The organism is Nonomuraea sp. NPDC046570 (genome assembly GCF_040645915.1).
Taxonomy (GTDB): domain Bacteria; phylum Actinomycetota; class Actinomycetes; order Streptosporangiales; family Streptosporangiaceae; genus Nonomuraea.
The window spans coordinates 316231-341192 of sequence record NZ_JBEYZF010000007.1; the positions used below are offsets into that span (position 1 = coordinate 316231).

The 24962-nt window shown below is 68.8% G+C and carries 23 protein-coding genes and 1 pseudogene; 15 read left to right on the top strand and 9 right to left on the bottom strand.

Annotation, left to right across the window (positions count from 1 at the left end):
• Window positions 1-10: 10 nt before the first annotated feature.
• Window positions 11-1231 (bottom strand): glycosyltransferase, encoded by a 1221-nt coding sequence (locus ABZ911_RS15045; protein WP_358055302.1) that lies wholly within the window; start codon window positions 1229-1231, stop codon window positions 11-13.
• A gap of 99 nt (window positions 1232-1330) precedes the next feature.
• Between ABZ911_RS15045 and ABZ911_RS15050 the strand changes: the two genes are divergently transcribed.
• Entirely contained in the window at window positions 1331-2854 is a 1524-nt protein-coding gene (locus ABZ911_RS15050; RefSeq protein ID WP_358055304.1) for a hypothetical protein, read from the top strand.
• Here the strand turns inward: ABZ911_RS15050 and ABZ911_RS15055 are convergent.
• Window positions 2805-4337, bottom strand: a complete 1533-nt coding sequence (locus ABZ911_RS15055; protein WP_358055307.1) for a phospholipid carrier-dependent glycosyltransferase — start codon at window positions 4335-4337, stop codon at window positions 2805-2807. The two genes, ABZ911_RS15050 and ABZ911_RS15055, sit on opposite strands and share 50 nt — an antisense overlap.
• A gap of 45 nt (window positions 4338-4382) precedes the next feature.
• Window positions 4383-5231 (bottom strand): 16S rRNA (cytidine(1402)-2'-O)-methyltransferase, encoded by an 849-nt coding sequence (gene rsmI / locus ABZ911_RS15060; RefSeq protein ID WP_358055309.1) that lies wholly within the window; start codon window positions 5229-5231, stop codon window positions 4383-4385.
• An 88-nt stretch (window positions 5232-5319) separates the two neighbouring features.
• Here rsmI and ABZ911_RS15065 point away from each other — a divergent pair, with 88 nt between their 5' ends.
• The 5 genes from ABZ911_RS15065 to ABZ911_RS15085 all read left to right on the top strand — a co-directional run bounded on the left by ABZ911_RS15065 (window position 5320) and on the right by ABZ911_RS15085 (window position 11637).
• A complete protein-coding gene (locus ABZ911_RS15065) occupies window positions 5320-6945 on the top strand; it encodes a phospholipid carrier-dependent glycosyltransferase (RefSeq protein WP_358055312.1) in 1626 nt (541 codons plus the stop codon).
• Between the two features lie 117 nt (window positions 6946-7062).
• Window positions 7063-8250, top strand: a complete 1188-nt coding sequence (locus tag ABZ911_RS15070) for a hypothetical protein (protein WP_358055314.1) — start codon at window positions 7063-7065, stop codon at window positions 8248-8250.
• A gap of 34 nt (window positions 8251-8284) precedes the next feature.
• Window positions 8285-9475 (top strand): AI-2E family transporter, encoded by a 1191-nt coding sequence (locus ABZ911_RS15075; protein ID WP_358055316.1) that lies wholly within the window; start codon window positions 8285-8287, stop codon window positions 9473-9475.
• A 55-nt stretch (window positions 9476-9530) separates the two neighbouring features.
• Window positions 9531-10862, top strand: coding sequence for a hypothetical protein (locus tag ABZ911_RS15080; protein ID WP_358055318.1), 1332 nt, complete (start codon window positions 9531-9533; stop codon window positions 10860-10862).
• A gap of 16 nt (window positions 10863-10878) precedes the next feature.
• A complete protein-coding gene (locus ABZ911_RS15085) occupies window positions 10879-11637 on the top strand; it encodes a hypothetical protein (RefSeq protein WP_358055320.1) in 759 nt (252 codons plus the stop codon).
• Here ABZ911_RS15085 and ABZ911_RS15090 read toward each other — a convergent pair.
• Together ABZ911_RS15090 and ABZ911_RS15095 are read right to left on the bottom strand one after the other, a co-directional pair.
• The gene (locus ABZ911_RS15090; RefSeq protein WP_358055321.1) at window positions 11574-12008 is read right to left on the bottom strand and encodes a small ribosomal subunit Rsm22 family protein; all 435 of its coding nucleotides are present in this window, start codon (window positions 12006-12008) and stop codon (window positions 11574-11576) included. The genes ABZ911_RS15085 and ABZ911_RS15090 overlap by 64 nt on opposite strands.
• 79 nt (window positions 12009-12087) lie before the next feature.
• Complete coding sequence (locus tag ABZ911_RS15095) at window positions 12088-13281, bottom strand: MFS transporter (RefSeq protein WP_358055322.1); 1194 nt, start codon at window positions 13279-13281, stop codon at window positions 12088-12090.
• A 394-nt stretch (window positions 13282-13675) separates the two neighbouring features.
• On the opposite strand from ABZ911_RS15095, the gene ABZ911_RS15100 reads away from it, so the two are divergent.
• Complete coding sequence (locus ABZ911_RS15100; protein WP_358055323.1) at window positions 13676-14632, top strand: hypothetical protein; 957 nt, start codon at window positions 13676-13678, stop codon at window positions 14630-14632.
• Window positions 14633-14650: 18 nt separating this feature from the next.
• On the opposite strand, the gene ABZ911_RS15105 is transcribed toward ABZ911_RS15100, so the two are convergent.
• The gene (locus ABZ911_RS15105) at window positions 14651-15553 is read right to left on the bottom strand and encodes an alpha/beta hydrolase (RefSeq protein ID WP_358055325.1); all 903 of its coding nucleotides are present in this window, start codon (window positions 15551-15553) and stop codon (window positions 14651-14653) included.
• A gap of 754 nt (window positions 15554-16307) precedes the next feature.
• On the opposite strand from ABZ911_RS15105, the gene ABZ911_RS15110 reads away from it, so the two are divergent.
• Window positions 16308-16637: a cupin domain-containing protein gene (locus ABZ911_RS15110; RefSeq protein ID WP_358055328.1), complete on the top strand. Its 330-nt coding sequence runs from the start codon at window positions 16308-16310 to the stop codon at window positions 16635-16637.
• A 250-nt stretch (window positions 16638-16887) separates the two neighbouring features.
• Here the strand turns inward: ABZ911_RS15110 and ABZ911_RS15115 are convergent, their stop codons facing one another.
• Complete coding sequence (locus ABZ911_RS15115; RefSeq protein ID WP_358055330.1) at window positions 16888-17535, bottom strand: TetR/AcrR family transcriptional regulator; 648 nt, start codon at window positions 17533-17535, stop codon at window positions 16888-16890.
• Window positions 17536-17577: 42 nt separating this feature from the next.
• Window positions 17578-18810 carry an MFS transporter gene (locus tag ABZ911_RS15120; protein ID WP_358055332.1) on the bottom strand — a complete coding sequence of 411 codons (1233 nt, stop codon included), beginning with the start codon at window positions 18808-18810 and terminating at the stop codon, window positions 17578-17580.
• Between the two features lie 112 nt (window positions 18811-18922).
• Between ABZ911_RS15120 and ABZ911_RS15125 the strand changes: the two are divergent.
• From ABZ911_RS15125 to ABZ911_RS15145, 5 genes and pseudogenes are all read left to right on the top strand, one after another.
• Window positions 18923-19264 (top strand): annotated as a pseudogene (locus ABZ911_RS15125) (transposase); the annotation flags it as partial.
• On the top strand, window positions 19261-19482 hold the full coding sequence (locus ABZ911_RS15130) for a transposase (RefSeq protein WP_358055334.1): 222 nt from the start codon (window positions 19261-19263) through the stop codon (window positions 19480-19482). The pseudogene ABZ911_RS15125 and the gene ABZ911_RS15130, both read left to right, overlap by 4 nt.
• A gap of 551 nt (window positions 19483-20033) precedes the next feature.
• Window positions 20034-20720 (top strand): tetratricopeptide repeat protein, encoded by a 687-nt coding sequence (locus tag ABZ911_RS15135; RefSeq protein WP_358055337.1) that lies wholly within the window; start codon window positions 20034-20036, stop codon window positions 20718-20720.
• A gap of 632 nt (window positions 20721-21352) precedes the next feature.
• Entirely contained in the window at window positions 21353-21787 is a 435-nt protein-coding gene (locus ABZ911_RS15140; RefSeq protein WP_138208263.1) for a hypothetical protein, read from the top strand.
• A gap of 488 nt (window positions 21788-22275) precedes the next feature.
• Window positions 22276-22767, top strand: coding sequence for a hypothetical protein (locus ABZ911_RS15145; protein ID WP_358055340.1), 492 nt, complete (start codon window positions 22276-22278; stop codon window positions 22765-22767).
• A gap of 282 nt (window positions 22768-23049) precedes the next feature.
• Here ABZ911_RS15145 and ABZ911_RS15150 read toward each other — a convergent pair whose 3' ends face one another.
• Window positions 23050-23325 (bottom strand): helix-turn-helix transcriptional regulator, encoded by a 276-nt coding sequence (locus ABZ911_RS15150; RefSeq protein WP_358055342.1) that lies wholly within the window; start codon window positions 23323-23325, stop codon window positions 23050-23052.
• Between the two features lie 111 nt (window positions 23326-23436).
• Here ABZ911_RS15150 and ABZ911_RS15155 point away from each other — a divergent pair, with 111 nt between their 5' ends.
• Together ABZ911_RS15155 and ABZ911_RS15160 are read left to right on the top strand one after the other, a co-directional pair.
• Window positions 23437-24372 (top strand): hypothetical protein, encoded by a 936-nt coding sequence (locus tag ABZ911_RS15155; RefSeq protein ID WP_358055344.1) that lies wholly within the window; start codon window positions 23437-23439, stop codon window positions 24370-24372.
• A partial coding sequence (locus ABZ911_RS15160) for a hypothetical protein (protein WP_358055346.1) occupies window positions 24369-24962 on the top strand: 594 nt, incomplete at its 3' end. The genes ABZ911_RS15155 and ABZ911_RS15160, both read left to right, overlap by 4 nt.

Consider the following 24962-nt stretch of genomic DNA (forward strand, 5'->3'; position numbering starts at 1 on the left):
TTCGGCCGTATCAGGCGTTCGTCTCCTCGCGGCTGACCGCCTCGGCCGCCTCCTCCGCCGCCTTGGCCGCCACGTCGACCGGCGTCTCCTTGGTACGGCGGATGCCCAGGATGCTGATGAACAGCGCCGCGAAGATGGTCTGGAAGCTCATGATGAGCGCGGTCGCGGAGGGCACGACGATACGCAGCGACTCGCGCGGGTCAAGCTCGCCGAAGCTGCGCACTTGCCAGTGGACCAGCGACATGACCAGGCCGACCAGACCGGCCAGGGCCAGCAGGCCGCCGACGACCAGGCCCTTCTCCAGGGTGAAGATGTCGATGAGCCTGCGGATGCGTGGCGACTCCGGCAGGAAGCCCTCCTCGGCCGCGTACACCTTGGTGAACAGGGCGAACAGCACGGCCTGGAAGCCCAGCACGACCGCCGCCGAGGCGCCCACCAGGGTGTCCACGTCGAAGGCCAGCTCGCCGATCTCCACCGGGCCGAACGTCAGCGCGGTGCCGACGACGAGGCCGAGCACCATCAGCACGATGCCGGGGATGAAGAACAGCCAGCGCGGGCTGTAGAGCATCAGGAAGCGCAGATGGCGCCAGCCGTCGCGCCAGGAGCGCAGGTGCGGCGGGCGGGACCGGCCATCGGGCGACAGCGTGGTCGGCACCTCGCGCACGTCCAGGCCGGACAGTGTCGAGCGGACCACCATCTCGCTGGCGAACTCCATGCCGCCGGTCTGCAGGCCGAGGCGCAGGATCGAGTCCCGCCTGAAGCCGCGCAGGCCGCAGTGGAAGTCGCCGATCGCGCTCGGGAAGAACAGGCGGCCGATGAAGGAGAGCACCGGGTTGCCCAGGTAACGGTGCAGCGGCGGCATGGCGCCGGGCGCGATCCCGCCCTTGAAGCGGTTGCCCATGACCAGCTCGGCCCCGTCGCGGAGCTGCTCGACGAACGGCAGCAGCGCGGTGAAGTCGTAGGAGTCGTCGGCGTCGCCCATGATGATGTACTTGCCGCGCGCGGCCCTGATGCCGCCCATCAGCGCGTTGCCGTAGCCCTTCGCGTCGACGTGCACCACACGGGCGCCGGCGTCACGGGCGAGCTGCTGGGAGCCGTCCGTGCTGCCGTTGTCGGCGATCAGGACCTCGCCCTCGATGCCGTGCTCCTCCATGCACGCCACAGCCTTGCGTACACAGACTTCCACGGTCTCTGCCTCGTTGAGGCAGGGCATGACCACCGTCAGTTCCACGTCTCAACCCTTCGGTCACGACACTTCCAGCCAACCATCATGCCCTGTGCCCCGGACTGGTCGGGTCAAGTCCCCCAAACGGCTGGCATTCTTTAGAACATGGTGAGCGTTGCGGAGATGACCAAGGTGGACGGCACCTCCCCTGGCGTGAAAGCTCGGGTCGTGGGTTCTCTGCGTCGACATCGCGTGTTCGCCGCCGCCTTCGCCGTGGGCGCGTTGCTGCGGGTCATCACCATGCTGGGGTACGGCCCGGCGATGTGGTTCAACGACTCCTACGAGTACGTCTCGGTGGCGTTGCATCCCAGGCCGCACGCGATCAGGCCGGACGGTTACAGCTTCTGGCTGACGCTGCTCAAGCCCTTCCACAGTTTTACCCTGGTGGTGTTCACCCAGCACCTGATGGGCCTGACCACGGCCGTGCTGGTCTACGTGCTGCTGCGCAGGAAGTTCGGGCTGCCCGCCTGGGGGGCCACGCTGGCCGCCGCGCCGGTCCTGTTCGACGCCTACCAGATCCAGCTTGAGCAGCTGGTGATGTCGGACGCGATGTTCACCCTGCTGGTCGTGGGCGTCATCACGATCGTGCTGTGGAACCGGCGGATGTCGTGGAAGCTGGGCATCGTCGTCGGCCTGCTGCTCGCGCTCACCGCGCTGACCCGCTCGATCGGCCTGCCCATCCTGGCGCTGGTCGTGGTTTACCTGCTGGTCAAGCGCACCGGCTGGAAGCCGATCGCAGCCGTGGTGACGGCGTGCGCGATCCCAGTGCTGTCTTATATGGCATGGTTTGCCACGAATTTTGGTAACTTTGCGATGACGAACAGTGACGGCCTGATCCTGTACATGCGGGTGTCCGTCTTCGCCGACTGCGCCAAGATGAAGATCGACCCGCGCAAGGAGCTCGACCTGGCGCTGATGTGCATCACCGACCCCGTCGAGAAGCGGGAGAACTACTCCCAGTGGTTCCTCTGGGGCGAGGGCCGGGGCGAGACGCTGCACACCTGGGGCGGCAAGAAGTTCGACGAGTTCAAGAACACCACGGCCAGCCAGTTCGCCAAGCGGGCGATCATCTCCCAGCCGGGCGACTACCTGGGCGTGGTGGCGCGCGACTTCCTCCGCGCCTTCCACTGGGACCGGCCGGTCTTCCCCGACGCCAGGACCTACGACCTGTACGAGTTCAAGCCCTACTACGACCTGGACGAGAACGGCCAGATCAAGCGCCTGCCCAGGTGGCCGACGCTGGAGGGCCGCGCCGACACCGACGCCTTCGCCTACGAGCAGGGTCCGGCCGAGACCCGCATCGTGCACCCGTGGGCCGACATCATGAGCGCCTACCAGAACGTCTTCTACCTGCGCGGCATCATGCTCGGCGGCATCCTGCTGATCGGCCTGTACGGCGTCGCCGTGCGCTGGCGCAAGCTCGGCGGCCCGGTGGTCCTGCCGTGGCTGGGCGCGGTGGGGCTGATCCTGGCGCCCGCGGCGACGGCCGAGTTCGACTACCGCTACCTGCTGCCCGCCGTACCGCTGGCGTGCATGGCGGCCGGGATCGCGCTCAGGCACGGAATCAGGCGGGGCGGGATCACACCCACCTCCTCATCAGCATCCGAGCCCACCACTGTGCGTGCGTGATCGTCTCGGCGCTCAGCACCGGTGACAGCCACCAGAAGTTGATCAGCACGATCAGCGTCAGCGCCCCCACCACGGCCGCGCCCACGGCCCGCCGGACCGGGGGCGCGTCCTGCCGGCCCAGGATCAGCCCGGCCATCAGCACCACCGCCAGCACCATGAACGGCACCACGGGGATCATGTAGAACAGGTACATCGTGCGGTTGTCGGCCAGCGCGAAGTAGAACCAGGGCAGCCACCCCACCCCGTAGGCGAGCAGTACCGCCCCGGCCCGCCAGTCCCGGGTGGCGACGTACCAGGCGATGGTGCCGAGCAGTGCGAGCGCCGCGGCGTACCAGAGCACGGGCGTGCCGACCCCGAGCACGGCCTGCGAGCACTCCGGGGCCCCGCAGGCGGACGCGGGCAGGTCCTTGACGTAGTGGAAGGAGACCGGCCGCTGCAGCAGCGGCCACTCCCACGGCTCGGACTGGTAGGGATGCGGCGAGGCCAGGCCGACATGGAAGCCGAGGACCTGTTTCTGGTAGTTGACCCACGACCGCAGCGAGTCCACGACGAAGAAGACCGGCCCCGCGGAGGTGGCCTGCGCCCAGCCGCGCCCCCAGCCGAGCGGCGTGGCGAACCAGCCCGCCCAGCTCACCAGGTACACGGCCACCGGCGCCGCCGCCAGCGCACCGAGCGCGGCGGGCAGATCCCGCACCCACGTCCCCCGGAACGGCTGCCGCACCCCGAGCGCCCGCCTCGCCCCCAGGTCCCACATCAGGGACATGAGCGCGAACGCGGCCAGGAAGAACACCCCCGACCACTTGACCGCGACCGCCGCCCCGAGGCACACCCCGGCGGCGATCCGCCACGGCCGCACGCCGAGCCACGGCCCGAAGCCGGACACGGAGGAGGTCTGGTACCAGTCGACGAGCCGTTCCCTGGCCCTGTCCCGGTCGACGACCAGGCAGGCGAAGCCGGCCAGCACCCAGAACATCAGGAAGATGTCCAGCAGCGAGGTGCGCGACAGCACGAAGTGCAGCCCGTCCAGCGCGAGCAGCAGCCCGGCCAGGCAGCCGAGCAGCGTCGAGCGGGTCATCCGGCGGGCCACCCTGGCCAGGATCAGCACCGACAGCACGCCCACCAGGGCGGCGGCGAAGCGCCAGCCGAACGGGTTCATCCCGAACAGCCACTCGCCGCCCGCGATCATCCACTTGCCCAGCGGCGGGTGGGCGACATAGGAGGCGCAGTCGTCGCCGGGCGGGCAGGTCGTCTTCCAGAAGTCGAGGTCGCCGGCTATCAGCATCCGGTCGGCGATGGGGTTGTCGGTGTCGCCGAGCGTCTGGCGCTCCACGCCGTGGGTGAGCAGCGAGAAGGCGTCCTTGATGTAGAACGTTTCGTCGAAGACGACCGCGTGGGGCTCGCCGAGCCGGAAGAAACGCAGGAACGCCGCGAATGCCGTGACCAGCAGGGGGCCGAGCCACCCCCACAGCCTGTCGTCCGGCATGGGAGGAACCAAGCCGGAAACCCCCGATTTGTTCACGAGCGCACTTTATGGGGTGGGCGTTCTTCTGTGAACCGCGTCGTAGAGGTCACGCTTGGGTATGCCGGCCGCCTTGGCCACCTCCACGATGGCCGCCTTGCGCGGCTCACCGTCCGCCGCCCGGCGGTCCACCTCGGCGACCAGTTCGTCCAGGTCGGGCTCGCCCGCCTCGGCCACGTGCCCGGCGACCACGACGGTGATCTCGCCCTTCACGCCCTTGGCCGCCCACTCGGCCAGCTCGCCGAGACCGCCGCGGCGTACCTCCTCGTAGGTCTTGGTCAGCTCGCGGCAGACGGCGGCGGGCCGGTCCGCGCCGAAGGCGTCGGCCATCGCCGCCAGCGCGGTGGCCAGCCGGTGCGGCGCCTCGAAGAAGACCATCGTGCGCTCTTCGACGGCCAGCGCGCCCAGCCGCCTGGCGCGGTCGCCCGGCTTGCGGGGCGGGAAGCCCTCGAAGCAGAAGCGGTCGCTCGGCAGCCCCGACACGGCCAGCGCGGTGGTGACCGCGCTCGGCCCCGGCAACGCGGTCACCGTGACGCCCGCCTCCACGGCCAGATGGGTCAGGCGGTAGCCCGGGTCGGAGACGCCCGGCATGCCCGCGTCGGTGATGATCAGCACCGTGCGGCCGTCCTTCAACGCCTCCAGCAGCTCCACGGCACGGGCCGCCTCGTTCTGGTCGTAATAGGAGACCACCCGCCCGCCGATCTCGGCGCCGATATCGTTCGCCAGCCTGCGCAGGCGCCGGGTATCCTCGGCGGCGACCACATCGGCGCTCTCCAGCGCCGCGCGCAACCGAGGCGAGACGTCGCCCGCCTGCCCGATGGGCGCGCCCGCCAGCACCAACCTGCCCTGTTCTGTCACCCGGCCATTGTCCTCCCTCTTGACCGGGCACCCTAAATAGGCCGTGTTTTTCAGGTAAGCACCCGCATGGGGCCCGTACGATGTCCGGATGGCCGTGACCGATTTCCCGTACAAGGCCTTCCACGAGCAGCAGGAGGGCGAGCCTCCGGTGCCGACGGCACGATCCGTCCGCGACCGGCTGGTGCCCCCCATGCCGGGCAGTGTCCTGTGGGGATGGGTCGGCCCGCTGCTGGTGGCCGCGTTCGGCGCGGTGCTGCGTTTCTGGAACCTCGGCTCACCCAAGGCCGTCATCTTCGACGAGACCTACTACGCCAAGGACGCCTTCTCCCTGCTGACCTGGGGAGTCGAGCGGACCACGATCAAGGACGCGGACAAGCTGCTGCTCGGCGGCAAGACCGGCGTCTGGCAGTCGTGCGCCGCCGACGCGCTCGACAAGTGCGCCTCCTACGTCGTGCACCCGCCGCTCGGCAAGTGGATGATCGCGGCCGGCGAGTGGCTGTTCGGCATGACCCCGTTCGGCTGGCGCTTCGCCTCCGCCCTCTTCGGCACGCTGTCCATCCTGGTCATCGCCAGGCTCGCCAGGCGGATGACCCGCTCGACCATCCTGGGCTGCTTCGCCGGCCTGCTGCTCGCGCTCGACGGCCTGGCGTTCGTGCTCTCGCGCACCTCGCTGCTGGACGTCTTCCTGATGTTCTGGGTGCTGGCCGGCTTCGCCTGCCTGGTCGTCGACCGGGACAAGGCCAGGAGCCGGCTGGTCGACTGGTACGAGACCTCGCCGCTGACCGAGCAGGGCCCCTCGCTTGGCCTGCGGCCATGGCGGATCGCCGCCGGGGTCTGCCTCGGGGCGGCCTGCGCGGTCAAGTGGTCGGGCATCTTCTTCCTGATCGCGTTCGCGGTCATGTCGCTGCTGTGGGACGCGGGCGCGCGCAAGGCCGTGGGGATGCGGTCGCCGTACCTCGGCATGATGAACAGGGACCTGCCCAAGGGGATGCTGGCGCTCGCCGTCGCGCCCATGCTGACCTATGTGGCGAGCTGGACCGGCTGGTTCGCCAGCGCGTACGGCTACGGCCGCAACTGGGCCCAGGCCACCGCCGACGGCCCGCTGCGCTTCGTCACCGAGTCGGCGGCCTCCTGGTTCGACTACCACCTGCAGGTCCTGCGCTTCCACAGCGGCCTGACCAGCACCCACCCCTACCAGTCCGAGCCGTGGGAGTGGCCGCTGCTGCTGCGGCCGGTCGCCTTCCACTACGAGGGCCACCAGAACGTCTGCGGGCCCGGCGTCCGGGACTGCTCGCAGGCGGTGCTGGGCGTCGGCACCCCGGTCATCTGGTACGGCGCGGCGGTCGCCCTGATCGCGCTGATCGCCTGGTACGTCTCCTCCCGCGACTGGCGAGCCGGCGCCGTCCTGCTGGCCTACGCCGTGGGCTGGCTGCCCTGGTTCTACTGGGCCATCGCCGACAACCGGACCATGTTCCTGTTCTACGCGATCCCCATGGTGCCGTTCATGGTGCTGGCGATCACCCTGATGGCCGGGCTGATCATCGGACCCGCCCATGCCACCCCCCAGCGCCGGATGGTCGGCGCGGCCGTCACCGGCGCGTTCGCGCTGCTCGCGCTCATCAACTTCGGCTGGCTGTACCCCGTCCTGGCGGGCGAGGTGATCCCCTATGTGGACTGGAAGGCGCGCATGCTCCTGGACAGGCGCTGGATCTGAACATCCCGATCACACGCCGCTTAGCTGCGCATTCGTAGGGTAGGCACCGTGCAAGACCCAATACGCACAGGTTTCGGTCATCGTCAGGGCTGGGGTCCATACGGCAGACTTCGGGGCATGCCTGCACCGGACGTGGCCGCGCTCCTGATCGAACTGGAGCGCTCCGATCCTGGCCTCGCCGACGAGGCCAGAACCGCCGTGGAGTGGCTGACCGGCGGCGAGCCGCTGGAAACGGTCACTCAGCTCGACGTGTGCGAATTCCTCTGGTACACCCTGCCGGTCAAGGTTCAGGGCGACCACCTCCGGCTGGCGAAGGCCCTCGGGCGCCTGCTCCAGCTCGGCGGAATGGAACGATACGCCGCGTTCTGCGTCTCCCCCACCACCAGCCAGATCCTGCGCACCTACGCCCGCGACGGCGAGGACGCGGGCGGCGCCGCCTACCAGGAGGCGCTCGAAGCCACCGGCGTCCTCCCACCCGACGTCCCCGACCTGCGCTGGAGTATGATCATGGGCCCTGAGGAGCTGGGCGCGCACGTCGCCTGCTCCGCGGCCCTGGAACTGGCCATCGTCTCCGGCTCGCCGCCCGACCCCGTGGCACTGACCCGGCGCTGGCTCACCGAGCCGCGCACCGAGCTGGGCGGCGACAGCTGGCTGCACCGCGTGCACGGCGAGCGCCTCAACCGCTGGGTGCTCGGCCGCGGCCCCGCGCGGCGCGAACTGGCCCAGCCCTTCGAGGTACGGCTGCACGCGCCCGTCCCCGCCCGCCCGCTGCCCGCCCTGCAGGGCCTGCTCGCGCTGGCCGCCTCCGAGGGCGGCGTGCCCCTGCGGCTGCCACCCTCGCCGGAGGCGATCGCCCGGCGCGAACTGGCCGAGCACGAACTGGGAGCGCTCTATCGGGACGGCAGCCGGCTGCTGCTCACCGATGCCGGGCGGCGGCTGTTCGGCTCGCGTGAGCTGCTCTGGGAGTCGGTCACCTCGCTGCTGCTGGCGCGGGGCGAGCACGAGTTCGAGGCGTCGGCGCGGGAGGCCGCGCTGATGCTGCTGGCCGACGGCGACACCCTGCGCGTGCAGGCGCTGTCGGTCAGGGTGTCACAGGTGATCGGCGGCGAGGGCTGGCATCCGGTGACCGGTCTGGAGGACGTCACGCGCACACTCACCGCGCTGGTCCACCGCCTGTCAGCGCTCGACCTGCTCGCCCTGGACGACCACGACCCGGTACGGCTGTCGCCAACGGGCCAGGCGGCGGCGCTGGCGGCGCTGCGCGCTCACGCCCTGCGGCCTCGGCAGTACGTCAGCCTGAGTTAGGCCTAGGTCCGGAAATTTCGGGAAGTGGGGGCGGGTGTCCGACCCCCACTCCGCCTTAGAAAACCCCCGGCCCGACGCCACCCCCCGGCCCGACGCCAACCCCCAGCCGGACGCCGACGCCCGGCGGAAGTCCGGCGCCCAGCCGGATGACGACGATCGGGCGGGGTCGGAGCGGCTGCCGTTCGGGCGGCCCGGGCGTCCGCTGACCGGCAACCCGTTCGTGTTCGGGTTCGTCGGCGCGCTCGGCGTGCTCACCGCCTGGCTGCTGGTCCAGGCCATCTCCACGGCCAGCTCCATGCTGCTGCTCATCCTCGTCTCGCTCTTCCTCGCGCTCGGCCTGAACCCGGCGGTGGAGGCCCTGCAGCGCCGCAACCTGTCCCGCCCCTGGGCGATCACGGCGGTGTTCGCCGGGGTGATCCTGGTCTTCGTCGGCACCGGCGTCGCCCTGGTCCCGCCGCTCACCGAGCAGACCGCCGAGTTCGTCCAGCGCATCCCCGCCTACGTCCAGCAGCTCCAGAACAACCCCACCGTCCGCGACCTCGACCAGCGCTACCAGCTCCTGGAGCGCCTGGTGCAGTACGTCGGCAGCGGCGCGTTCGGCTCGCAGATGTTCGGCGGCATCCTCGGCCTCGGCCAGGTCGTCATCGGCGCGATCTTCAACGCGCTCACCGTGCTGGTGCTGACGCTGTACTTCCTCGGCTCGATGCGGTCCATGCGGCAGACCGGCTACCGGCTGATCCCCCGTACCCGGCGCGAGCGGGCCCAGCTTCTCGGGGACGCGATCGTCCAGCGGATCGGCGGCTACGTCGCGGGCAATCTGATCATCTCGCTGATCGCCGGGTTGAGCACGTTCTTCTTCCTGTCCATGCTGCGCGTGCCGTACGCGCTGGCGCTGGCGCTGATCGTGGCGTTGACCGATCTCATCCCGATGGTGGGGGCGTTCATCGGCGCGGTCATCGCCTCGGCGGTCGGGTTCTTCGTCTCGCCCGCCGTGGGTCTCGGGTGCGTGGTGTTCTTCGTCGTCTACCAGCAGGTCGAGAACTACCTGATCGCGCCGCGGGTGATGAAGAGCTCCGTCGACGTGCCGCCGATCGCGACGATCATCGGCGCGCTCATCGGCGGCGCGCTGCTCGGCGTGATCGGCGCGCTGCTGGCCATCCCGCTGGCCGCGGCGATCCTGCTCATCGTGCGCGAGGTGGTCTTCCCCCGGCAGGACGGGGCCTGAGCGCCCGTCTCACTCTCAGGAGGGAGCGGGCCTCGCCCGCAAGGAGCTGCGCCGGATGGCGGGCGGCGGCGCCTTCGCCACCGTCAGCGCCTCGCTCGGCATGGCTGGGATCGTCGCGCTCGTCGCCCAGTTCGGCATCGACATCGTGGTCGGCTTCCTGTCCGCCGACCACGCCGCGATGAGCGGGTACTTCGACCGGGTCCAGGCCGTGCCGGGGGTCTCGATCGTGGTGTACGACGCGGTCCCGCTGCTGTTCTTCGTCGCCCAGCTCGCTCTGATCGTTCAGCTCGCCGTACAGCGCCGGGTGAAGGTGTGGACGCCGTTCCTGGTGCTGGCCGACCTGATGATCCCGTTCGCCGCCCCGCCCACGCGCTCGTCTGACCACGTGCTCCCGCCCCCGCCGCCCGGCCAGCAGACCGGGCGGCTTCCGGCATATCACTGTTTGCTTGGCGAGAGGGCTTTCGCGGGTTTCAATCCGTTTATGGAGATGGACGCTGGAGACACTCAGTCGTTCAGGGAGACCCGGCTGCCCCCGCCCCCGCCCATCCCCGCCACCCGAGACCAGCTGACCGCGCTGCGCGCGACGGTGGCCAGGCTGGAGGAGGAGCTCGAGGTGCGCGGCCGGGAGATCGACACCCTCCAGGCGGCCGAGACCCGCAGGAACAAGCCGTGGTGGCGGGACACGACCACGCTGGTGTCGGTGGGCGCGCTCGCGCTGACCGTGCTGACCGTGTTCCTCTCCCGCGTCGACGCGGGCAGGACGGACGACGCCGCCAAGCGCGACCGGCTGACCAACATGATCCAGCGGATCACCGGGCTGCAGCGCGAGAACGCCGAGCTCCAGACCAAGTACCCGGCCAACTGGCAGACGGTCGCGAGCGTGCTCAACACCGACAGGGTGATCCTCACCCGCCAGGCCGGGGAGCTCATCAAGCAGATCCCGGACCTGGTCAACGCGACCGAGTACTACGCCGTGGGCCTGGAACTGTCACGCTCCGGCGAGACGGCACTCGGCCGCGAGATGCTGGACGAGGCCGTCAAACGCGCCCGCAACTACCTGGAGTACACCGCAGCCGTACGGCAGCAGGCCGAGATCCGTTACGGGCTGGACGACCTGGCGGCGGGCCGGGCGCTGATGGCCAGGGCGGGCAAGGTGTTCGAGGAGAAGCAGGAGTTCGCCGCCGGCACGAGCGCGTTCCTCCGGGCGAGTCACGCGGTGGACAACGAGGTGCGCTGGGCGCTGCTCGAACAGGCCGTCAGACAGTGCGTCCAGGCCCGCGAACACGCCGCCACCGCCAGGAGGCAGCTCTCACGACTGACCAACCCCGACTCCTACACCCAACTGGTGACCAACATGGAGAAGTCCGTCGCCAAAGCCTGCGATTGACATGCCCTACCCCCATATGATCACCACTCATGATCATGCGCAGCCTGGCCACCGTCGCAGGCTCTCCATCCTCCTCATCCCCGGTACGGCCACCGCCTCCGCCTACCCCGTCAAGGGCGCCCCCGAGCTGACCCACAACGCGCTGTACAAGACCGCCAAGGTCCCCGCGGCCAAGTGCGAACTGACCAAGGGCACCTCCAAGGCATCGACCACGAAGTACCTCACCAAGGTCGTCGGCTGCCTGAACGCCTCGTGGAGCAAGACCGTCAAGGACTTCGTCCCCGCCCGCGTCGACATCAAGTCCAAGCACGAGAACGGCCCCTGCGGCACCGGCATGGACATCGCCGGATCCTTCGCCACCTCCTGCCGCGAGACCATCCAGATCCAGCTCGCCGCCGACTGGATCAAGGCCAAGGACGACCTGGCCATCCTCGTCGAGGTCACCCGGGCGTACAGCGGGCTGATCCAGGGGCAGACCGGCATCAGCGAGGCCTGGTGGGCGATGCCGAACGACGCCGACGAAGCACAGTTGGACGAGCAGACCCACCGCTTCTACCTCCAGGCCGACTGCCTGGGCGCCGTCTCCATGAAGTCCCTGGGCCGCACCTCCAAGAACTGGAAGCCCGCCCTCACCGCCGAGACCCCTGGCGAATACAGCAGATTCAAGTGGCACGGCAAGCCCGCCAACCGCCTCCACTGGTTCACCCAGGGCTACAAGGCCGGCCGCCCCGGCGCCTGCAACACCTGGAAGGCCCCCTCCTCCAAGGTCGCCTGACGTTCCCGAGGCGGGCGGTGTTCGTCCTTACGGCCAGGGATCACCCCATGCCGTGTTTCGAGCGGCCCGGTAGGCGGCGCCGTGTCGTCATCCTCGAAGCCCAACTCCGCCGCCTTGAGCCTGCGGTGAAGCCCGGTACGGGGCAGCCGAGCCGAGAAGTGACACCAGTCCCCCGCCGTGACCGGGCAAGGACCAGCGTGCGGACAGGGCGCCGCGATGCGCAGTCCGAGACCGATCAGCCGGTCGCGGGCGGCGAGGACGCGGGCGTATCCCTCCGGTGTGCCCGGCTCGACGACGACGACCGTCGCGGCGCGTTCGGCCGACCACCGGACGACCGCCTCCTGGGCGGCCGACGGCATCTCTCCCAACACGTAGGAGAGCGTGACGAGATCCGCCGGTGGTGTGTCGAGGTCGGCTCAGCGGGAAGAGCGATCATCGTCTCCCCCGGACTCAGGCGGCGCGGAGCGGCCGCCAGGCGGCCACGGCGACGACGGTCATGGCGGCGGCGGCCACCCAGAACGGCGTGTTGATCGACGCGGCTTGCGCGATCAGACCGCCGAGCAGCGATCCGGCCGCGGCGCCGCTCACTTGAGTGAGCGCGTAGACGCTGCCGACCCGCCCCCGGAGCTCGTCCGGCACCGCCGTCTGGAACTGGGTGGCCACGATGATCCCCCAGTTCACGCTGTGCACGCCGAAGACGATGAGGATCGCCGCCGCGACCAGCGGCTCCGTCGTGGCCGCGAGTACGGCGTGCGTGATGATCTCGACGATCAGCCCACCGCGCAGCAGCGCCCTGGCCCCGAATCGTTTCCCCAGTCGCGGGGCGAGAAAGCTGCCCGCCAGCCCGCCGACGCCAAACGTGGTGAGCAGCATGCCGTACCCGACCTCGGTCAGCCCCAACCGCTGCCGCGCGTAGAGCGCGAAGATCGCGAACGCGGCGCAGAAGGCGACGTTGGCCACGCCCATGCTCACCGCGAGCGTGCGCAGCAGCCGGTGCCGCCACAGCCAGCGGATCCCGGCCGCGACGTCCTCCCGTACGCTGCCGCCCGCCGGCGGCTTGGCCGGGGTGATGCGGACGGCCGAGGTCAGCGCCGCCGCGACGAGGAAGGTCAGGGCGTCGGCCGCGAACGGGAGAGCCGCGCCGACGGCGAACAGCCAGCCGCCCAGCGGTTTGGCCAGGATCTGGTTGCCCAGGATGCTCGTGGCCACCATCCGGGAGTTGGCCGAGGTCAGTTGCCCGGGTGCGACGGTGGCGGGCACCATCGCGGAGAAAGCCGTGTCGGCGACGGTCTCACCGGCACCGAGCAGGAAGAACACGAGGTAGATGAGCGGTACGGAGGCGGTCGAGGTGGCGACCGCGACGGCCAGGACGGCCAGGGCCAGACCGCGCAGCACGTTGACGACGACGACGAGGCGGCGGCGGTCGAGCCGGTCCACGTAGACGCCACTGATCAGGGCGATGATCAGCCAGGGCAGTTGCTGGGTGAAGGCGGCTCCGGCGACGAGCGCCGGCTCACTGGTGAGGGAGGCGACGAGCAGGGGTCCCGCCACCATGGTGATGCCGTCGCCGACGTTGGACACCGCCGAGGCGGTCCACAGCTTGGAGAAGTCCGCGCCTAGACGGGCGGACTTGAGGGCACGCAAAACAGAGCTCCTCAGTGAAAGAAACGGTCATGAAGTCGGAGACCGCTTCGAGGCGAGGAGCGCCTGCCCGCTGTTTAGCTGCTGCGGCGCTCTCGCGTCGAACCGGTGGCCGTGACCTTGCTCTGCTGCATGAGTACCTCCGGGGAGTGACCAATATCACGGGCAGGCTAGTCCACCGTTCCGCCCGCGCACCACTCGATTCCGGCCCGACCGGTGAGCGCGCACAGGCGTGGGTGGCGGCGGCGCGGCTCACCCCGCCGGAGTGATACAGGCGCGATACACAGCCAAGCGGCGGCCGATGCGCCACCTCCACAGAGCGGACATCCGTACAGCCCATGGTGGCTGACATGCGCCGTTCCTGGCGTGACGGACCACCTGTGGAGGTGCCATTCCCATGCGCTTCGCCCGCCGTGACCTCCCCCGCGCACCACTGCGAGCCCGCGTCGCCGCCGTGGTCGCCGTCGTAGCCGTCGCCTGCGTGTCCGGTTGCCTCGGCTCAGCCCGCGGTGCCGACCGGCCCGCACCACCCCGACCGGTCATCAACCTGTCACTGCCGTGGCCCAGCGAAGGACAGGCCGCCATCGAAGTGGCCGGTCTGGGCAGCCTCGGCACGAGCGGCACGATGGAACCGGTGCCCATCGCCAGCGTCACCAAAGTCATGACGGCCTACGTGATCCTGAACAGTCATCCGCTCCAGCCCGGAGCGCCGGGCCCGCTCATCGAGGTCGACGCGGCCGCCGCACGGGAGTCACTGTCGCAGCGGGAGTCCACCGCGCCCGTCCGAGCGGGACAGAGGCTGTCGCAGCGCGAGTTGCTGGACCTGATGATGGTCCCCTCCGGCAACAACGTCGCCCGGCTGCTCGCCCGATGGGACGCCGGATCAGAGGAGGCGTTCGTGAGGAAGATGAACGCCGCCGCCGCCGACCTCGGCATGGCCGACACCGTCTACACCGGAGCCAGCGGCAACGAGGACTCCACCGTGAGTACGGCGACCGACCAGTTGACGCTGGCCCGGCAGGCGATGAAGAACAAGGTGTTCCGCCAGATCGTCGCCACGACCCAGACGACGGTGCCAGGCGATTCGCGCGTGATCCCCAACACCAACACCCTGCTGGACAAGCCTGGCGTGATCGGCATCGAGACCGGGTCAGGCACGGCGGCGGGCGGCAACCTGATGTGGGCCGCCAAGGCCCGAGTGGGCGGTAAAACGCGCCTGGTGCTCGGCGTGGTCCTCGCCCAGAGCGCCAACACCGACCCGACGACAGGCAAGCATGCGGCGCTGGATGCCAGCGACAAGCTGATCACCTCCGTGCAGCAGTCGCTGGCCTCCTCACGAATTTCCGTTGGATAGTCGCAGCATCAGACCGGTTCACCGGTGCGCTGATTCGGTGGTCAGCCGAACCGCCTCGACGCGCTGGACGAGGTTCGTGATCAGCGAGGTGATCTCCGGCCACAGGGCGCGCGGCAAGTCGTGGCCCATGCCGTCGAACACCACCAATTCAGCCCCAGGGACGGCAGCCGCGGTGGCCCGCCCACCGCTGACGTCGCACATCGGGTCGTCGGCCCCATGGATCACCAGGGTGGGCACGTCCAGCGACCGAAGCCGCTCCGTCCTGTCCCCCGAGGCGAGGGACGCCACCGCCTGACGGGCGATACCGAGCGGATCATGCGCCCGGTCGTAGGAGCGCCCGGCACGATCGGCGGCCGCGGCCTCGTCGGTCTCGAACTCAGGTGACCCGAGCGCCCGGACGGCCCTCACCATCTGGTCGATCACGTCCTGGCGGCTCACGGGCGGCGGCCCCGCCAGCGTACGCAGCGCCTCGGGCTTCGCCTGGCCTACGGCGAGGTCACCCGTGGTGGACATCATCGACGTCAACGACCGGACCCGGCCGGGATGCTCGATCGCCATCGTCTGCGCTATCGCACCGCCCATCGAGAGGCCGACGATGTGGGCGCTGTCCAGCCCGAGCACGTCGAGCAGCCCTACCGCGTCGGCCGCCATGTCGGACAGGGTGTAGGACGCCGAGGACCAGTCTCCGGCCAGCGCCGCCTGCACGTCGGGCGTCGGTGCGTCGGGGAAGTGCGACGACAGGCCGATGTCGCGGTTGTCGAAGCGGATCGCCTGCACGCCATTCGCGACCAACTCGGCGCAGAACCCCTCCGGCCAGCCGAGCATCTGCACGGCCATACCCATGATCAGCAGAACGGGCGGCGCTTGGGGGTCACCGAAGCGCTCGTATGCCACCTCGATACCCGACGGACCGACATTCACAGCCTTCTCTTCGCCCACCGTCACATCACTCCTCGCTTGAAAGACGACAGGAACATACATGAATTGCACGCGACAGCAAATGGGAAACTCGCGAAAATTTCCAAAATAGAGACATATACTGAGTACGGGACGGGGGACGGGAAATACGCTGGCCTCTGAATGTTGCCGCCTCGGCGCGAAGCGGCGCGGCGCGTGTGGAACACCTGGCCCGCATCGCTCATGACGGCCCACCGGTTCTTCCGGGCGGGCCGTTTCGGCTGCTTGGGTCGGTGCGGACGTGGCGGCGGCCAGGCTCGTCAGGCGACATGGTCACGATCCGCGCGCGACCAGCAGTGACACAGTTCGCTCTGTGACGAGTTCTCTCTTGTCCGCTTGGGTTTTTGGCGCTCACCGCCATGTTCCGGAAAGTCCACCGTTGCGGAGACCGCGCTTCAAATCCCGAAGGGCCTATCAGGATTTAAACCGCAAATCGCATTATTGATGCGTGCCGACCATACTCCTGCGGCGAAGGGGAAATAACCGGAATCGAAGGTGTGCCGCGGCATATCGACTCGCCATCGTGAGCCAAGGTTGCGGCACAGCCGTCGTGAACCGCTGATGACCGGGCACCGCACTCACCGGGGCGAGACCGCACATCCGGCACCGCTCAGAGCCCGCTCCGAGGAGATGGGCGCCCAGAAGTACCCGCCTGAACACACCACGCTCCTCGACCCGCAGGCGTACAGAAGGTTCCGCCATGAAATGATCGCGGGCCATGGAGATCATCGACAGCGGCCGGTTCGAACCCGCGGCGGACGGATCCGCCCACTACGCGGAGCACCTGCAGGTGCCCGCGCTCAGCTTCGGGACGTATTCCCTCCCGGCCGGCTCGGTGGACGGGCAGTCACCGCACAACGAAGACGAGATCTACGTTGTGACGAGCGGGCGCGGCTCCTTCACCTCAGGCGGCCGCACCATTGAGGTCGGCCCCGGCACCACGCTCTTCGTCCCGGCCCGCGAGGAGCACCGGTTCCACGACATCACCGAGGACCTGGTGGCGTTGGTGTTCTTCGCCCCCGCATACACCGGAATCCCCCAGTCCTAGCTCCCACCAGCCGGGTCCGGAGACAGGCGCTGCCGAGACCACATGACAGCAGCCGAGCCCAGCCAAACCAGGCCCGGAGACCCCCGAAGCGACAAGATCCCGCCTGATCTCGGTGATCAGACGGGATCCCGCCAACTTCAGGTGGAGGTGAGGGATTCGAACCCCTGCCCCCTTCATCACGACATCAGGCTCTTGGGAACGGCCATCACATACGGTAACCTTCCCCTCTGCGCCGTCTGACATTCCGAAGTCAGCCGTGGGTCGTCTTGGTCGCCATGTCGAGCACGAGCCGCGCTGTGGTGTCCAGGAGTTCCGGATCGGGCGGGCGGCCAACGACGAGCGCCTGGTAGTAGATCGGGCCGAGCAGGACGTTCAGCAGGACATCGGTGGTCTGTCTATCCACCGGGCGGCCGGTGTGGCGCTCTAGCACGGTGCGCAGTCCTGCCAGGTCTCGCTCCTGCTGCTCACGGAGGAATCCCTCTCGCAGCGCCTGGGCGGTGCTCTGGTTGGTCTGGGCGTGGCCGAGGAGCGCCTGCAGGACCTGGCCCGCCGGTTCCTGGAGGAAGCCGCTGATGCGCCGCAACTGCAGTTTCAGCTCTCCCTCGGCGGTGGCGGTGCCCAGGTGCCAGGCCAGGCCGTCCTGAGCGTCGCCGATCAGAGTGTCCAGGAGGATGTCGACCTTGGATTTCCACCAGCGGTAAAGGGTCTGCTTGGCGACCCCGGCCCGGGTGGCGATGCTCTCGATGGTCACACCGTCGAACCCGCGTTCCACCAGCAGGTCATCGGCGGCGTTGAGCACCGCGAGCCGGATGCTCTCGCTGCGTTTGGGGCCTGTCCGGCTCACCACTGTCGACTGGTCCGAGGTGGGCGCGGAGTTACGCTCGGCGGAGATGGTCATCCTCCTCTCAGTTTCTTCTGGCAGCCCCGATTCTGGCACGGGTCAAGGCGCATCGCCGCGCCCGGTCTTGGTGCCGATCAGGCTGAGCAGCACAGCGAGGGCCAGCACAGCGACCGCCGCGCTGAAGATCTCTCCTGCCGAGCGCAGGCTGGACGCGCGGATCAGCACGCCCACGCCGATGGCAGGCACCGCGAGCATCGTGTAGAGGATGGCGAAGAAGGTCGACACCGACGCGCCGCGATATCGGGGAGCGCCGCGGGAGGTGATGGTCGCGATGCCCTGCCCGAGGGCGACGCCGGTCGCCAGCCCGTTCACCGCAGCGCCGATCAGCAGCGGGATGAGCCAGGTCGTGGCCAGGGCGACGGCGATCAGCCCGGCGGCGACGATCAGGCCCACACAGGCGGCGGGCAAGGCGACGGCGGCGTTGAGGACGCGGAGCAGTAGCTGCCCCAGGGCCGTGCACGCGAACGCGATGAAGACCACCAACCCGGTGAGCGTGTGGCTCGACTGGTGCAGCAGCGTGCCAAGGAACAGGCCGGTCACCGCGGTCAGGACTCCCAGGACGGCGAAGCCCGCTCCCGCGGCCATGGCCGTACGCAGGAACACCGCTCGGATCTCGCCCGGGATGTGCAGCGGCTGCAACCGCAGGGTGAAGCCGGAGCGGTGTACGGCGCTCTCCTGGACGGTCGCCACGCCCAGCAGACCCAGCACCGCCAGGGCGCCGAGGACAGCCCATGGAGTGCGCAGCGGCTCGGGTACCAGGTCGGCCAGGATCCCGGCGAGCAGCGTGCCGCAGGCCAGACCGCCCATGTTGGCGAACAGCGCCACGGTGGCGGGACGGACCCGCGCGTTCGGCCCGATCAGCTCGGTGAGGGCGGCGGTGGCGGCGCCGGTGACCAGCGCCGCCGACAACCCCGACACCATGCGGGCGACGAGCAGTACCGCGACGTTCTGGGTGACCAGGAAGATCGCGGCCGCGGCCACCGACAGCACGGTTGCGGTCACCAGGGTGGGCCGTCGGCCGATCTGGTCCGACAGCCGTCCGAACAACAACAGCCCGGCCACGACCCCGATGGCGTACACGGCGAACACCACCGTGACGGTGAACGGAGAGAACCCGAAAGCCTCCCCGTAGAGGGGATACAACGGTGTCGGCGCGGTCGTGCCCGCCATTGTGATCCAGAAGGCGAAGGCCACCGCCGTCACGGCCAGGCCAGGGTGGCGCCTGCGCGCCGTGGCATCGCCCGCGGCGATGCCCATGGTGGAGTTCTGCATGAACCGTCCTCTTCGGAAATCGCTGACTCGAAGAGTAGACTCAACGTTGAGTCTAGTCAAGATCCAGCGAAACCACCCTCACAAAGAGTGACCTTCCGGTAGCGACGCCGAGTGGCAGGCCATCAAGCCGCTGATGCCCTGGCCCCGCTGGCTGGACGGCAACGGCGGACGCCCCGAGGAGTACTGCCGCCGCCAGATCGTCGACTCGATCCGCTACGTAGTCGACAACGGCTGCAAGTGGCGCAACCTGCCCGGCGACTTCCCGCCCTGGCGCACCGTCCACGCGATCTTCACCCGGTGGTGGCAGGACGGCGACCTGCTCGCCGTCCACAACGACCTGCGCGAACAGATCCGCCAGGCCGCAGGACGCGAAGCCGAGCCCAGCGCGGGGATCGTGGAACTCCCAGTCACTACGAGCGGCCGAGACCGTGGGCGCCGACACCCGCGGCTATGACGCGGGACCGCGACGGCGCCCGGCCAGTGCTGGAGCGCCTGCGGGACTGGCACGAGGGGGTCACGCTGATCTGGGCCGACGGCGGCTACGCGGGCAAGCTCGTGACCTGGGCGAAGGAGAAGCTCCAGTTCACGCTGGAGATCGTCAAACGTAGCGACGATGTCAGCGGCTTCGTCGTCCTCCCCGGCAGGTGGATGGTGGAGCGCGTTCACGAGTGAGGGAGATTCGATAGGGGTCAGAGATCGCTTCCCGCCAGTCGAATGATCGTTTCCCAGATTCGCGATGGTGTGCAGCGCGCCGCTGAGCCGTTGAACCTGTACCGATCAAACGGACCTGGCCAGGTGAGTGAGTACCTCTTCGGCGGCGTCCAGGTGGGGTCGCGCACGACGTAGCGGGTGATGCCCCAGCGACGTTGATGGGTTGCCATAGCGGCGGCGATCTCGTACGGGGTACCACACCTACGTCGCAGCGGGCACCTGATCAACCCCGGTGGTGAGGCGTGTAGCGATGTGAGCGGCGACAGATTCGGTGTGGTTAGTGATGTCTATGAGTTGGACCAGGGCTTCGCGGGCTGGTGGTGGTGATGTCCCCGGCCTGCCGCGCCTTGTTCGATGGGGTCGAGTTGCCGGTCGAAGTCGGCGCTGTGCCAGCGGACCTCGTGCCGGTGCCCGTCGGGCAGTGTCCGGCCTATGTGTCCTATGCCATAGATCATTATGCTTGTGACATCGAAGCTTGAGCGTCACCAAAGGTTGGGACGAGGTAACGCGGGATGCACGCAGAAGGCCGTATCGAGCAGGCCAGGCTGGCCTATGAGCGGGCTGTCTTCGCCGGTGACCACGGCGTGTTGTCTGAGGCAGAGCGAGAGTTGGACAAGGTCGAGGCTGATCTCGCGCTGGCTCGGGGTCGGATCTTGCATGCGCGGTTTCTGGAGGAACGTCGCGAGGATTCCCATGAGCTGGCCTTGATGGAGCGTGCGGCACACCTCTACCGGAGGCTCGGTGATGTAGCCGGAGAAGCCGAGGCGCTGTTCTGGGTGGGGTGCGTCCACCAAGTCATCCGGGGCGATGCTGATGCCGCGATCCCTCTGTTTGAGCAGTCTCTTGAGTTAGCGCTACAAGTCGGCGATCTGGGGATCCAATCCGAGGTGCTTCGTCACCTAGGCATCGCCGATCATTCCGCGGGCCGGTTGGATAGTGCACGGGAGAAGTTGGAGGAGTCGGTACGGCTGCGCCAGCGGATTGAGCTTTGGGCAGGAGTTGCAGCCGATCAGGTCGGCCTGATTTACATCGCTGCGGCACAGGGCCGCCGGGACGACGCGCTGGCGCTGGCAGAGGAAGCGTATGCAACCGCGGAGGCCTGCGGTGCCGCGCGCATCATGCGCCAGATTGATGAGGCAAGAGCGCAGCTTCAGACCCCTGGTAACCGATCTGAACGAGGCCCTGCAGAGGACACGTAGGGGTTTCACCCTCGCCTTGGTCGGCGTCGTTCGCTGGATTCGGGGTGGTCTTCGTGCATCTGGGCTTCGAGGTCGGTGATGGGGAGTCCCTGGCCGAGGTCTTGTCAGAAGGGGAAGGCCGCGATCAGCGTGATCGCCTCGTGGAGGTCGTCGGCCATGACGGTGGCTTGGCCCTCAGAGGAGGCATACAGCACAGGCCGCTCCTCATCGTCAGGATGACCGCAGAGGAAATAGGTACCGCCACCGCCGCATCCGGCGATGGGGCCAAGGGGGCCGCGGGGAGGCACAGTTCCTCTACGGAGTCGCGGCGGTCGCGGCCCCCAAACCAGGACGAACCCGATTCGGAAAGCCCCGAAACGACGAGATCCCGCCTGATCGCGATGATCAGACGGGATCCCGTCAACTGTCCTGCAGCCGTTTCAAGAACGACCCTGAGTTGGTGAGGTGTTCACGAGTACGGCCAGCCTGGGGCGGAAGAGGTCCTCGGAAGATTGCTTCCCAGCATGGCGTTGATCGTTTCCCGGGCTGAACTTCAGGCTCGAGTCGATCGTCGAATCCATATGGCTCTCAGGTACCCGACACGCTCCCCTGCCCTGCTGTGCGCTCTAGCCACCCCTTTCCTGTACGCCGCGGTGAACCTGATCGCGATCCAGATCGCCGCCCACCCGACGGGACGCAATCCCTGGTATGACGTTCCCTGGAACTATGTGCTGCTGAATGAGCTGGACAGCGAGATAGCATCGGCGCGATCGGTGGCGCTGGGCTACACCCTCGTCCTCACCGTCGAAGCGGCCCTGATCGCCCTGCGTGTCCGGCAGAGGCGCCGTTTCGCCGACAACGAAGTTCCGCCGACGGGCGGGCTCTTCAGTCTGATGTATCTGCTCACTCTTGCTGTGGCCACCGTCCTCAATCCCGTGGGTCCGATATGGCGGGGCAACGACAATCACGATCTTGCAGTGCTCTGCCCCGCTTGGTACATGCCTGCGCTGATCGGCATTGCCCTCGTGGCCCTCATCGGGCTGACCGTCTGGCTCACCGCCGCGATCAGGGATGTCCCGGCGTCCTGACGGGAGTATCCAGAGCCGCTGTCGTTGAACCCTGGGGCCCGTCTGTGGATGACAGTCACAGAGGATGACGAGGGCGAGGAATTTCCCAGCTACTCCCATATGCTGGTGACACGCCAGAACTGGCGATGGGGCGTCCTCGACCCGCTGCTGAGAGCGGTGGCTGATGATGTCATGGCAGGCGTCTTGATCGCCGACTTGCGGGTGAGCCGGATCTACCACCCTTACGACGGCGGAGCGGACTGCGCTCTCCAAGACTCTGCAGCGAGGGATCGCCTCAGGGCGGCGCATAGTGAGTGGTTGTCGAGCCATCCGGCGGGTCTGTAGCCGCAAAGGGAGAGCTGTGCTCGGCTGTGAGGGGCCTGTTGCAGATGTGTCTCTTCACGCGAGCCGCAAAGCCATCTACAGTTACGGTTTGCAGGCACTGTGTGACTCTGTGCAGTCGCAGATTCTTGCAGGTTACGCACGGCGCCAGTACGTGGAGGTCGGGCATGACGTTGGGCGAAGCATCGCTGCTGGAGCAGCTGGCTGCGGATGAGGAGTCCGTCCGCGGGCAGCTTGAGTCGCTGCGTGAGCAGGTGGCCGCCCTGGAAGAGCGGCTGAGCGACCTGGCCACCGCCCGAAGGATAGTCACGCCGATGCTGGCCGGGCATCCCCGGCCCGAGCAAGCGCCTTCTGGCGGCACGCCTGACGCCCCGACGCACGCCTCACCGGAGAAAGCCGCACCGGCGCCGAAACCGGTCGCCGGGCTCGACCAGCGGGTCGTTGTGATCATGGCGAGTTCCGGACGGACGATGCGTGCCAAAGAAGTGGCTCAAGCGCTGGGCGAGCCCGACGTGCGGGGACGGGTGGAGACCACCCGGGCACGGCTCAAGCGGCTTACGGCACTGGGCTGGCTGACCCAGCACGAACCGGGCCTGTTTTCCATCGCCGCGGGCATCAATGGCCACGCGCCAGAGGGAGTCGCCAACGACGAGGCATAGAGCAACAGCCACATCGCAGGTCAGGCGCCCAACAACGACAGTCACGGGCGCCGGGCCGGACGAGCAGGGTGCCGCCGAGATTAGGCCCTCGGCGGCACCCGAGGTTGCGTGAGCACCCTCCAGGTTCTAACTGACAGTGTCTCGCGCACTCCCGAGAGTAACTCGAATGGGTCCTCTTGGGGAGGCGTCGAGCCTGGATTTCGCCTGCCCTGCGGATCGGCAGGGCAGGCGCGGGAAGGATCGACGATGCCCTCACCAGGGAGAGAAGGGGTCCGGCGCGGGTCAGCTTCCGCCAGTCCCGGTGGGCGAAGCGGGCCACAGCCGGACGGCCAGGCCGGCCTCCAGCTGGGCGATGGTGGCCACATCCGGCCAGCAACGCCCGACGACCACGTCATTGACCGTCTGCCGGTTCACCCCACTGACCTCGGCCAGCCGGCGGAAACTCAGCCCCCGCTCAGCCATCACTGCTTGCAAAGCCGCTGCGATGGCCTGGACGACGGCGGCGGCCGGATGGCCGGACAGATCCGCGTGGGGCCAGTTCTCCGGGTCGTCGGCCAACTCCCGGGGAGAGCGGGAACGCCCGCGTCCTCCGACCATGACAAACGACTCCTTTCGGTAGATGTCGTCGCCCTCCGTAACGGCAGGTTGTTCTGCCGGTATGGATGGGGTGTGACCCTCGACGCGGAAACCTCGACGAAGATCACCGGCTACCGGCCGCAGCAGGCTCCGCCGGAATGGGAACAGATTGCCGGGCACGTGCGGATGCTGGTCGCCGCCAGCGCTGAGCGCTCCCCCTACCGGGTGCAACGGCTGCTCACCGCGACCACCCGGCTGGCCGTGTGGTGTCACCGCTCCGGCCTGCCCGATGACCCGGAAGTGTGGCTGCGGCACGAGACGATCGACGCGTTCGTCCTGACCGGCTGCACCGACCTGACCCCGAGTTCGGCGCAGACCTACCGCAGCTGGCTGCGGCACATGCGCGCCACGCTGGCCTGGCTGGAACGCGGCGAACAAGCGCCGCCGCCGATGACAGTCCCCAAGAAGGTCAGCCCGCCGTACTCGCCGGCCCAGCTCGGCCGCCTTCGCGGCTGGGCCGAACGCCTGCCCGGCCAGGCTCGCACCGACGCTCTGGCGTTGATGGCGCTCGCCTTCGGCTGCGGTCTGACCTCTGGGGAGGTGGCCGCCGTCCGCACCGGGCATCTGCGCATCCTGGACTCCGGCGCGATCGTGGTCACCGTCCCCGGCACAGACCGGTTGATCGTCTGCCGCGCCGCCTGGGAGGACATCCTGGCCTACGCCGCCGATCAACCTGACGACCGGTTCGTGTTCCGGCCCGGGCGCGCCGCCCGGCACGCCAAGAACCTGTTCAGCTCCTGGACGGCCCGCCACACCCCGACCGGCGGCCTGCCCGCCCTGTCGGTGCGCCGGCTGCGCTCCTCCTGGATCGTCGAACTGCTGAGCGCCCGGATCGACCTGGGAGTGGTGGCCGCCGCGGCCGGAATGAGCACCTCCGCGCTGGCCCGCTACCAACATCTCGTCCCCGCCTTGGACGAGCCCACCGCAGTCGCGCTGCTGCGCGGCAGGCCCGACGAACAGGCCCATTGAGTACGGCGAAGCCACGCGCTTGGCCGCCGCGCACCACCCGAGCCCGAGCCACCCGACCCCGGCCACCCGCCAAGCAGACGGCACAGATCCCCGACGCCGTCGTAAGCCACTACGCCCGGCTGCTGGACGACTCCGGCATCATGCCGCTGATCAACGCCGAACTCGGCCCGAGGCCCGGCCCGCCCGGGCTGCCCATCGCCGCGGTGCTGACCTGCCTGCTGCTGTCCATCAACCACACCGGCAAGGCCACGCTCGTCGAGGCCTGGCGGATCGCCGCGTTCTGCCTGACCGCCGCCGCACGCCACCGGCTCGGCCTGCCCGACATCAACCCCGAAGACATCCACCAGGTGCTCGCCTCTTCTCGCCGCTTCTACCGGGCCTTCGACCGGCTGACCACCGCGCTGGATCCCGCCCGCCACGATCGGCGGGCCCGCCTGCCCCAGCACCAGGCCGACGCGCTGGCCACCGCATGGGAGGATGACGACCCAGCACACTCGCGCAAGCGGGAACTGCTGCAGGACATCGTCACCGCGCTGGTGCTCACCCCGGTGCGCTGGGCCAAAGGCCGGGGCTACCTCCGTCACTTCTGC